The sequence below is a fragment of the Sphingobium sp. VMM genome, assembly GCF_056790315.1.
Map to the genome: position 1 here is coordinate 21,596 of NZ_JBXGSI010000035.1, position 8,816 is coordinate 30,411.

At 58.6% G+C, this 8,816-nt stretch carries 11 protein-coding genes; 8 read left to right on the plus strand and 3 right to left on the minus strand.

The genetic code is table 11. The annotated features are described in order from the left end of the window. Positions 1-251: 251 nt before the first annotated feature. From ACUCV3_RS26270 to ACUCV3_RS26305, 8 genes are all read left to right on the plus strand, one after another. Positions 252-1,358, plus strand: a complete 1,107-nt coding sequence (locus ACUCV3_RS26270; protein ID WP_482241400.1) for a glycosyltransferase family 4 protein — start codon at positions 252-254, stop codon at positions 1,356-1,358. Beyond that, positions 1,355-2,275: a glycosyltransferase gene (locus ACUCV3_RS26275; protein ID WP_482241401.1), complete on the plus strand. Its 921-nt coding sequence runs from the start codon at positions 1,355-1,357 to the stop codon at positions 2,273-2,275. Before ACUCV3_RS26270 ends, ACUCV3_RS26275 begins: the two co-directional genes overlap by 4 nt. After that, a complete protein-coding gene (locus ACUCV3_RS26280; protein WP_482241402.1) occupies positions 2,272-3,321 on the plus strand; it encodes a glycosyltransferase in 1,050 nt (349 codons plus the stop codon). The genes ACUCV3_RS26275 and ACUCV3_RS26280 overlap by 4 nt, the downstream gene beginning before the upstream one ends. Next, complete coding sequence (locus ACUCV3_RS26285) at positions 3,318-4,424, plus strand: acyl-CoA dehydrogenase family protein (RefSeq protein WP_482241403.1); 1,107 nt, start codon at positions 3,318-3,320, stop codon at positions 4,422-4,424. The genes ACUCV3_RS26280 and ACUCV3_RS26285 overlap by 4 nt, the downstream gene beginning before the upstream one ends. Beyond that, entirely contained in the window at positions 4,421-5,086 is a 666-nt protein-coding gene (locus ACUCV3_RS26290; RefSeq protein WP_080993733.1) for a PIG-L deacetylase family protein, read from the plus strand. The genes ACUCV3_RS26285 and ACUCV3_RS26290 overlap by 4 nt, the downstream gene beginning before the upstream one ends. Continuing rightward, positions 5,083-5,664, plus strand: coding sequence for an SAM-dependent methyltransferase (locus tag ACUCV3_RS26295; RefSeq protein WP_048939464.1), 582 nt, complete (start codon positions 5,083-5,085; stop codon positions 5,662-5,664). The genes ACUCV3_RS26290 and ACUCV3_RS26295 overlap by 4 nt, the downstream gene beginning before the upstream one ends. Then, a complete protein-coding gene (locus tag ACUCV3_RS26300) occupies positions 5,664-6,524 on the plus strand; it encodes a glycosyltransferase family 2 protein (protein WP_048939465.1) in 861 nt (286 codons plus the stop codon). Before ACUCV3_RS26295 ends, ACUCV3_RS26300 begins: the two co-directional genes overlap by 1 nt. Positions 6,525-6,887: 363 nt before the next feature. Beyond that, complete coding sequence (locus ACUCV3_RS26305) at positions 6,888-8,036, plus strand: extracellular catalytic domain type 1 short-chain-length polyhydroxyalkanoate depolymerase (protein WP_482241404.1); 1,149 nt, start codon at positions 6,888-6,890, stop codon at positions 8,034-8,036. Positions 8,037-8,043: 7 nt separating this feature from the next. Here the strand turns inward: ACUCV3_RS26305 and ACUCV3_RS26310 are convergent, their stop codons facing one another. The 3 genes from ACUCV3_RS26310 to ACUCV3_RS26320 form a co-directional block, all read right to left on the minus strand. Further along, entirely contained in the window at positions 8,044-8,337 is a 294-nt protein-coding gene (locus ACUCV3_RS26310; RefSeq protein ID WP_122927979.1) for a DUF3253 domain-containing protein, read from the minus strand. Positions 8,338-8,341: 4 nt separating this feature from the next. Then, positions 8,342-8,527, minus strand: coding sequence for a DUF2256 domain-containing protein (locus ACUCV3_RS26315; RefSeq protein WP_313337160.1), 186 nt, complete (start codon positions 8,525-8,527; stop codon positions 8,342-8,344). Positions 8,528-8,540: 13 nt separating this feature from the next. Beyond that, on the minus strand, positions 8,541-8,816 hold a 276-nt coding region (locus ACUCV3_RS26320; RefSeq protein ID WP_482241405.1), incomplete at its 5' end, for a hypothetical protein.

Genomic DNA, 8,816 nt, shown 5'->3' on the forward strand with positions numbered 1-8,816 from the left:
TCCCTCTACGCAACACGGTCCACGATCGAAGATATCAATTCGGATCAAGATATATTTCGAAATTTACATAAATATTTGCGATAATTAACTTATGCTACGCCCACCTACCAATACTGATCCAGGTTATAAATTGATCCAGATTATAACGATTTCCTGTCATTTGAAGCTAAATCTGAGGAAATTTATCAAAACATCTGGGTTGAACAGCTGCCGATCGCATTCCTAGCGCATCGTCGCCGGGAGAGTGTGGAGTGCGTATCGCGATCATAGCCCATTTGAAATATGCTATTGGCGAGCCATTCGCTGGCGGTCTGGAAATGCATACGCATATCCTCGCTCGGTCGCTTCGGGAACGTGGCCATGATGTCACCCTTTTCGCCTCGACGCGATCCGACCCAAGCCTGGGACTAGAAGCAATCTGTGAGGAAACCTCACTTCTCGAGACAGGTACTGCTGAGGCAAATGATGTCGCCTTCTTTCGCGAACATCACGCTTATCTGGGCCTCATGACCGCACTGCGGACACGCTCGTTCGACATCATACACAACAATTCCCTGCACTATCTTCCGGTCAGCATGTCCGACACGCTGGCGGCTCCTGTCTTGACAACCCTCCATACACCGCCCTTCTGTTGGCTCGAGAGCGGGATCAGGCTCAATCGCGGATCGATGACCTATGTGGCGGTCTCTGAAGCCACAGCCGCGATGTGGCGCCATGTAGCGAATGCCGAGTATGTCATTCCCAATGGTATCGACCTCAGGCACTTTCCCTATCAGCCCATCGCCAACCGGGAGGCTTATCTCGTTTGGTATGGCCGGATTGTTCCTGAAAAAGGGCTGGACTATGCGATCAACGCTTCGCGGCTAGCGGGGTTGCCCTTAAAGATCGCCGGCCCGATCTCGAACCAAGGCTATTTCGAAAAGCTCATCGCACCCCGATTGGGAGGTGATATCGAATATGTCGGGCATCTTTCTCACATCGAGTTGTCGAAGCTTGTAGGCGGTGCTGTCGCCGCCCTTTGCACGCCGCGCTGGGAAGAACCTTACGGTCTGGTCGTGGCTGAAGCGCTTGCCTGTGGGACCCCTGTCGCCGCATTCGCGCGTGGTGGCGTACCATCGCTCCTGAAGCCTGACTGCGGCGTTCTCGCCGAGCCGGACAATGTTTCCTCTCTCGCATCGGCAGCACTTGCCGCCTCGGCGCTCGAGCGGAGCGCTTGCAGAGCATATGCCGAGCGATATTGCTGCTCGCGGCGCATGGTCGACGAGTATGAGGCTTTGTATCGACGCCTTGCAATGGCGCAGGTCGCGATCCCGAACGAGTCGGATATTGGGCTCCTGCCTGTCGCGGATGTCGCATGAGGCAGGTCTGTATCTGCGTGCCGGCGCGCAACGAGGCAGAGCATATCGGCCGCCTAATCGAAGCCTTAGCCTTGCAGGGAACGCGTATGCCCTTCGCTGTCGCAATCTGCGTCAATAACAGTAGCGATGCCACATACACCGTCGCTCTCGATGCCGCCCAACGCTTCAACGCACGCTTCCCGCTCAAAATGATCCAGCGAAAGTTCGCCCCCGTCTTTGCGCACGTCGGGTCTGCTCGTCGCGCCGCGATGGATTTTGGCGCCGAATTAGTGGGCCCGCGCGGCTTACTGATTTCCACTGATGCTGACTGCCGGCCCCCGGTAGACTGGGTGGACGCCATCCTTGCGCATTTCACTCTTGATCGGATCATTGGCGGTCGGATCGAGCTGGATGAGTTGGAAGCCGCCCAATCACCGGAGATATTTTCGCTGCGTCGTCGCTTTGACGCCTATTGGGGTACGGTGCGCGCGATCGAGGATGCGATCGATCCGGTTGATTGGGACATGCCGCCCCGGCATGGCGATCATACGGGCGCGAGCCTCGCGCTATCGTCAGATCTTTACATCCGCGCAGGCCGCGTGCCACTCCTTCGCACAGGCGAGGACCGTGCCCTGGTCGAAGCAGCGATCGAAGTGGGCGGCAAACTAGTTCACCCCAATGCCGTATGGACGCGGGCATCATCCCGTACCGCGGGGCGCGCCGATGGCGGCATGTCGGCTGACATGCGGCGGTGGCTGGGCTGCACACAGAGGGGGGACACACCTTTCGTTCCGGCTCTATCGCATTGGGAGGCGCGCGCACGATGGCGGTTTAAGGCCAGGCGCGAAATGAGCGCAGCAGCTTTTGTAGATGCGGAACGCGCCCTCCCCCCATTGCCCTGTGACATGCCGCTTCCAGAGCCGGCCGCTATCTCATGAGCCGCCCGATCGGCTATTATGTCCATCATCATGGAGACGGTCACCGTCAACGCGCTATCGCGCTTTGTCGGTCGCTGGGGGGCGTCACGTTGCTGGGGACCGGGCTGACGGCACGGACTGAAGGCCTTCCCTGCCTCGACCTGCCTGATGACCGTCTCGATGATGAGTTCTGGGGTATTGACGGTTCCGAGCGGCCTTCGTCTCTCCATTATGCGCCGCTGGACCATGAGGGGATCCGGCAGCGCACCGCATTGATGGCAGCCTGGATCGCGCAGGCGCGCCCACGTCTGATGGTAGTAGACGTATCGGCCGAGGTGGCGATGCTTGCGCGTCTCGCATCTGTGCCCACTGTCTATGTCCGTTTGAACGGTAGAAGACTCGATGCTGCGCATCTTGAAGCTTTCCGCGGAGCAACTGCTCTACTTGCCCCCTTCCACGAAGCCCTGGACGACGATGAAATTCCCAGCTGGGTTCGCAAAAAGACATTCTATGCTCCTGGCGTCGTCCGATCAGCGTGCAGCCAGGCAATTGAGTGCGATGGCGTCGTACTAATTGTCCTCGGGCGCGGGGGCGGCATTTCTGACGGGAATAGATGGGCCGAAATTGCTCTCGCGACCCCCGAGCGCAAGTTTCGCATTATTGGTCCCTGCACGGTGCCTGCATTCTTTCCAGACAATCTAGAATTACGCGGATGGGTCGATGATGCCGATGCGCAGATCGCAGCTTCAGCGGTCGTTATAGGCGGTGGGGGAGACGGCGTTGTCAGCGCGGTATTGAGGGCGCGTCGTCCTTTCATCTGTGTGCCGGAACCACGCCCATTTGACGAACAGGTATCGAAGGCGAGAAAGCTTGCGGCTGTAGGCGGCGCGATCGCATGCTTTGAATGGCCGCCAGCCGGCAAATGGCCAGGAATGATCAATCAGGCGATCAAGCGCGCTAGATGTTGGCCTGACTGCCTGATGGACACAGGTGGAGCGGAACCCGTCGCCCGCTGGTTGGACGACCTTGCCGGCGCATCGGCGGCAAACAGGAGCCGTGCTACGTGATCCCCGATATCCAAGGTCAGGCCCCCGGAACGATCGACATTGTCGATCGACTGGCAATGTTCGGCGCGCGCTATGACGCGGCACCCAACTTCCCCAGCGAGAGCATGTCGGCCCTTATCGAAAGCGGTCACCATCGCTGGTTTGCCCCCCAAATATGCGGGGGCCTCCCTTTCGAAGACGAAGCCACGCGCTGCCGCACGATGGCGAGAGCCTTGCGCGAAGTAGGTCGCGGCGATCTCAGCATTGCTCGGCTCTACGAAGGTCATGTTAACGCTATGTCCCTGTTCGAGTGCTTTGGGGTGCCCGATCAGTTACACTGGCTGGCAAAAGCCCTCGATCGCGGAGCATGGTTCGGAGTTTGGGCGACCGAGCCATCTCCCGGCGTGCAATTGACGCGAGAGGCTGTCCCATCACTATTTGGCGAGAAGATATTTGCCAGCGGGGCCGGAGGGCTCGATTACGCGCTTGTAACGGCCGCGAGTGAAGGCGAGCACCGTCGGCTCGTCATTGTTCGCGCTAATGAGAAAGTCCGCGCCGACCTATCAGGATGGCGGGTCCGAGGCATGCGCGCGAGCGTGAGCGGACGCTATGTGCTGGACGATGTAAAGGTTGAACCTGACATGCTACTGGGCAAGCCAGGTGACTATGATCGGGATCCCCGTTTTACCGCCGGGGCCTGGCGCTTTTGCGCTGCACAGCTTGGCGGAATTGAAGCGCTCGTCACAGAAATTCGGCGCTCCATGCGCGACGCGGCGCGCGAAGATCCTGTCCAGCGCGCGCGGTTCGCCGATGCCACCGTTGCCGTGCGAACCGCTGGCTTCTGGGTGGCGGAAGCCGCACATCGTTTCGCATCTGGTCATGACGATGCCGTAGCCGTGGCTCGGATGACACGCGGTGTCGTCGAGGATGCCGGGTTCATTGTGATGGAGGCCGCCGCGAGGATCCTCGGGACACAAAGTGCCCTTGACGGGCAACGTGCTGACAAAATCGTCCGCGACCTATCTCTCTATCTTCGGCAGGCAGGTCCAGATCATGCCCGCGACGAGGCCGCCAAGGCGCTTCTTGACCATGATATCTGGGTTGAGGGCGAACGCTTGTGGTGAACGCTGAGACTCTTTTGCGCAGCCGCTGGTCGCAGGCGCGTTGGCTCATATTGGCACCCCACCCTGATGATGAAACGCTAGGGGCGGGCGCGCTGATAGCGCATTGCGCCACCCGCGATCGATTAGGCGCTATCGTCTTCCTCACCAACGGCGCGGGATCGCATCCCGAAGGTACGCCGCGCATAGCGATCACCCGACGCAAGGAAGCCCGGCACGCCATTGGCAGATTAAATGCTGCCGCCGCCCCGGCGATTTGGATGGGGTGGCGCGACGCCCACCCCCATCCTATCGACAGCCAAGCTTTCAGCCGAGACGCTGATCGACTTGCGGCTTTCATCCGCCGGAGCCGGATCGATGCGATTGCAGTGTCCGACTACAGCGAGACGCATTGCGACCATGTCGCCGCCTATCGACTTGCGAAGGCCGCTACGCGCCGGGCAAAGCGGCCAGTTACGTTATTCGCGTTTCATGTGTGGAGCGATCCGCCACCCTTTGCCCGACGGATTGCGACGCCAGCCATGCCCGTTGGACGCAGGCGACACGCGCTTTTAGCGCATCGCAGCCAGATGTCGCCGATAATGGGCAATGGCTTCAGGCTCCCGCGCGAAATGCTGCGCATGCCCGCCCGGGACATACTGACATTGAGAAGGGATCGACAATGAATGTCACGAGCCTCAACGCAGAATATTTCGATGATATATTCGCCTCAAATGATGATCCGTGGGATCTGGCATCCAGCCACTATGAAGCAGCCAAATTCGCCTATACCCATGATGTCCTGGCGGACCGCCGATATGCCCGTGCGCTTGAGATCGGCTGTGCACATGGTGTTCTCACCAGCCATTTGACTCCAATTTGCGATAGCTTGCTGGCAATTGATATCAGCACTAAGGCGCTCACGAAGGCGCGAGAACGGGTGGGCGACCGTCCTGGCGTAACGCTCGCACAGATGGCGTTCCCGCGCGAGACACCGGATGGCGAAGGCTACGACCTCATCATTCTGTCCGAGGTCGCCTATTACTGGGACCTTGTAGATTTGGATCGGGCAAGTGAATGGTTGCGCGATCAGGTTGTTTCCGGCGGCCGAATAATCCTTGTCCACTATACCGAAGAGACTGATTACCCTCATAGCGGCGACGAGGCGGTCGAGGCTCTTTGGACCGAACTAGGTTCGGATTTCGCGGTGGAGCTGGCCGAAAGGCAGGACAAATACCGACTCGACCTGTGGAACCGTCGATAATGGGCATTTCCGTACTCACTATCGTTCGCAACCGTAGCCTGCATCTGGCGCAGCTTGTAGAGGGCTTGCAGCGGAGTGATCGCCAACCCGATGAACTGATTGTCGTTGATATGAGCGATGATCCGGTCACATTGCCACCAGCTCAGTTCCGCGTGCATATCGACCAATTCGAGGCCAAAGGCCTTCCGCTAGCAGCAGCCCGAAATCGAGCAGCTTCGCTGGCCAGTAATGACAAGCTCGTATTTCTGGATGTCGATTGCATCCCCATGCGACAGTGCATCGGGCTCCTGGCTGATACCCTGAGCGAACATGATGCTCTTCTATGCGCGGATATCCGTTATCTTGGCCCAGATGATGCCCGCAGCTCCTGGACCGAGACAGAATTGCTGAAGCGCGGTCGGGCCCATCCGGTGCGCTCATTTCCGGACAAAGGCGTAAGAGAAGAGGCAAATGCCGGGCTGTTCTGGTCGCTAGCCTTCGCGCTGCGGCGCAAGACGTTCCAAGCGCTGTGTGGGTTCGACGAAGAATTTATCGGCTACGGCGCTGAAGACACAGATTTCGGGTTCAGAGCGGCGGCAACTGGCCTAAAGCTGCTTTTTGTCGGGCAGGCCATAGCCTGCCACCAATATCACGACAGTTACGATCCACCGCTGCAGCATCTCGATGATATTGTGCGAAATGCACGGCGCTTCCATACGCGCTGGAAGCAGTGGCCGATGGAGGGCTGGCTCGGAGCGTTTGAGCGTCTCGGCATCGTGCAGCGCCAAGGAGATAAGCTTGTCCAGCTTCGCGTACCGACACGAGCCGAGATGATAGGCGCAAAGGTTGAACCGGCAAACTGGACATCAAATCAAAGCTAGCAGGATAACCACGTTGAACAGGCGGCTGACATTTGAAACAAGCGATTAGCGGTCCCCCTGCGTAGGCGTGGATTGGCACCAAAGCCACCTCCCCACCATACGAGACAGAGTTTGCATAGTCGGTGCTTGGTGCGCGGGGTCGCGGACCGTGTCAGGCTCCCGCTCGCTCATATCTCAAGCGCTTTGTGACTTATGTCGCATGACGCGCCTCCATGAATTCCCGACAGATATATTTCTCTCGATATCATGAAGATCACAGCATCGCGCCTTGCGGGCTGGCCGAACCACCCCCATATTGTGCAGTGCAGCATAAGCAAATTATCGAGGGTGGACGGCTGCTGTTGTAGGATAGGAGTTTTTTGCGTGTCCAAATTATCCGCTACAATCGCCCGACTGGCAGCCATGCGCGCCAGCCACTCGCCCCCGACATCATTCGATGGTCCAAATCGCTTGGCAGACCTCGATGCTTTTGGGACAAACCCAGGCGCATTGAAGGCGAAAATCTATGTGCCAGAGCAGATTGCTGAGAAGCCTGCGCTCGTCGCGGTATTGCATGGCTGCACGCAAACTGCCGGAGGCTATGATCGCGGCGCGGGCTGGTCTCAGTTAGCAGATGAGCACGGTTTCATTCTGCTGTTTCCAGAGCAGCAGCGCGCAAACAACCCTAATCTCTGTTTCAACTGGTTCTCACCCACTGACAATGGCCGCGATCTTGGCGAGGCGCTGTCCGTCCGACAGATGATCATGGCGATGGTACATAGCCATGGTGTCGACCCGTCGCGCATATTCGTGACAGGTCTTTCCGCAGGGGGCGCAATGGCCTCTGTCATGCTTGCCAGCTACCCGGAACTGTTTGCAGGCGGCGCGATCATCGCCGGCCTGCCGTACGGATTGGCGTCGAATATCCCGCAGGCGCTTGAAGCCATGCGGGGATGTGGAGCTTTCGAAGCGGAGGATCTAGGTGATCGAGTCCGTCGCGCGTCAGACCATAACGGACCCTGGCCACGCATTTCGATATGGCATGGCAGCGCCGATGCGACGGTCCACAGTTCCAATGCGGAGGCAATTCTTGCTCAGTGGCGCTCGGTCCACGGTCTGGAGGCGGCACCAAATGTTTCAGAGCAGATAGCCGGACACCGCCGGCGCTCCTGGAACGATGCAGCCGGACGCCCGCTTATCGAGGATTATCGCATTTCCAATATGGGCCACGGAACGCCACTCTCCACAACTGGGCAGGATGCTTGCGGAATGGCAATGCCGCATATGCTCGAAGCGGGCATCTCATCCACTCGCCGGATAGCATCGTCCTGGGGCCTGTTAAAGGCAGGCTCGGAGCCCAATTTCGCGCAATCGGATGGAGAAGCTCTTAAGGGCACTCCGAGTGTGCCGGTATCAAAGGGAACCCGGTTGGACGCGTTGCCCTCCGAACTCTCACGACCGAATATATCAGGGAATGCAGGCGTAGAAAAAGTCATCCACGATGCACTCCGTGCCGCGGGCCTCATCCGCTGAGCAGACTTCACCTTGTAGATTGAATACGGCCGATCCGGTAGGGACCATAGCGCGACGCCATGACCTTTCTTTTCCAACTCAACTCGACCACCCCCTCCGCCACTAGCTGATCGATTGCGGCGTGGATGACCGGCATCACTTGACGCCACGAGGGGCCTTCCGGATCAGCGCTCACTTTACCGGCAATCATTCGTGCGACCTCGCTTGGACAGATTGTCGCTTGGTCTGTGCGGCGGGCGAGCAACTGCAAAATCGTCCTTCGCGCATCCGCTATCCGCTCGAGGGCAATGTCAGATGTCATTGGCCTAGGGAAGGATGGGCGCCGGGTTCAATGTGGTCACCTCCGCAATTGCCAGTGCCGTCTTGCCTGCGGCAGCGCTCGGAACAAATTTCACCTGCTCCCAATCCATCGTCCATCTTCTGCGCCAGATGAATCGGCGTCCGCGACCAATGCCGATTTTCAAGAGACGCTTCAGCTTGTGGTGGGTCATGACAGGATCAGGATCAGAGCCCGATCTTCTCAAGTGCCGATGCTACCTCAGGATCCAAGGCTTGGTCGGATTTGGGCGTCAGGCGGTTTAGCGCAGTATGCAGCCGCTGTTGTGCGACCTGCAATGTCTTATGTCGCACCTCCCGCGTCACGTTGGTTCGCCACGATCGGCTCTCGCCCAGCAGAACTGCCCATTTTGCCTCCTCTGCCGCTAGGATCGACAGTGCCAGCCGTAAACCATCTCGGCGGCCATGCGCGTAATCCTGTTCCATGACCACCACCTTGCATAT

Excerpts from the sequence above, each read along its gene's own strand:
- ACUCV3_RS26275 (WP_482241401.1), top strand. The coding sequence starts at position 1,355 with ATGAGGCAGGTCTGTATCTGCGTGCCGGCGCGCAACGAGGCAGAGCAT.
- ACUCV3_RS26280 (WP_482241402.1), top strand. The coding sequence starts at position 2,272 with ATGAGCCGCCCGATCGGCTATTATGTCCATCATCATGGAGACGGTCAC.
- ACUCV3_RS26295 (WP_048939464.1), top strand. The coding sequence starts at position 5,083 with ATGAATGTCACGAGCCTCAACGCAGAATATTTCGATGATATATTCGCC.
- ACUCV3_RS26300 (WP_048939465.1), top strand. The coding sequence starts at position 5,664 with ATGGGCATTTCCGTACTCACTATCGTTCGCAACCGTAGCCTGCATCTG.
- ACUCV3_RS26310 (WP_122927979.1), bottom strand. The coding sequence starts at position 8,337 with ATGACATCTGACATTGCCCTCGAGCGGATAGCGGATGCGCGAAGGACG.
- ACUCV3_RS26315 (WP_313337160.1), bottom strand. The coding sequence starts at position 8,527 with ATGACCCACCACAAGCTGAAGCGTCTCTTGAAAATCGGCATTGGTCGC.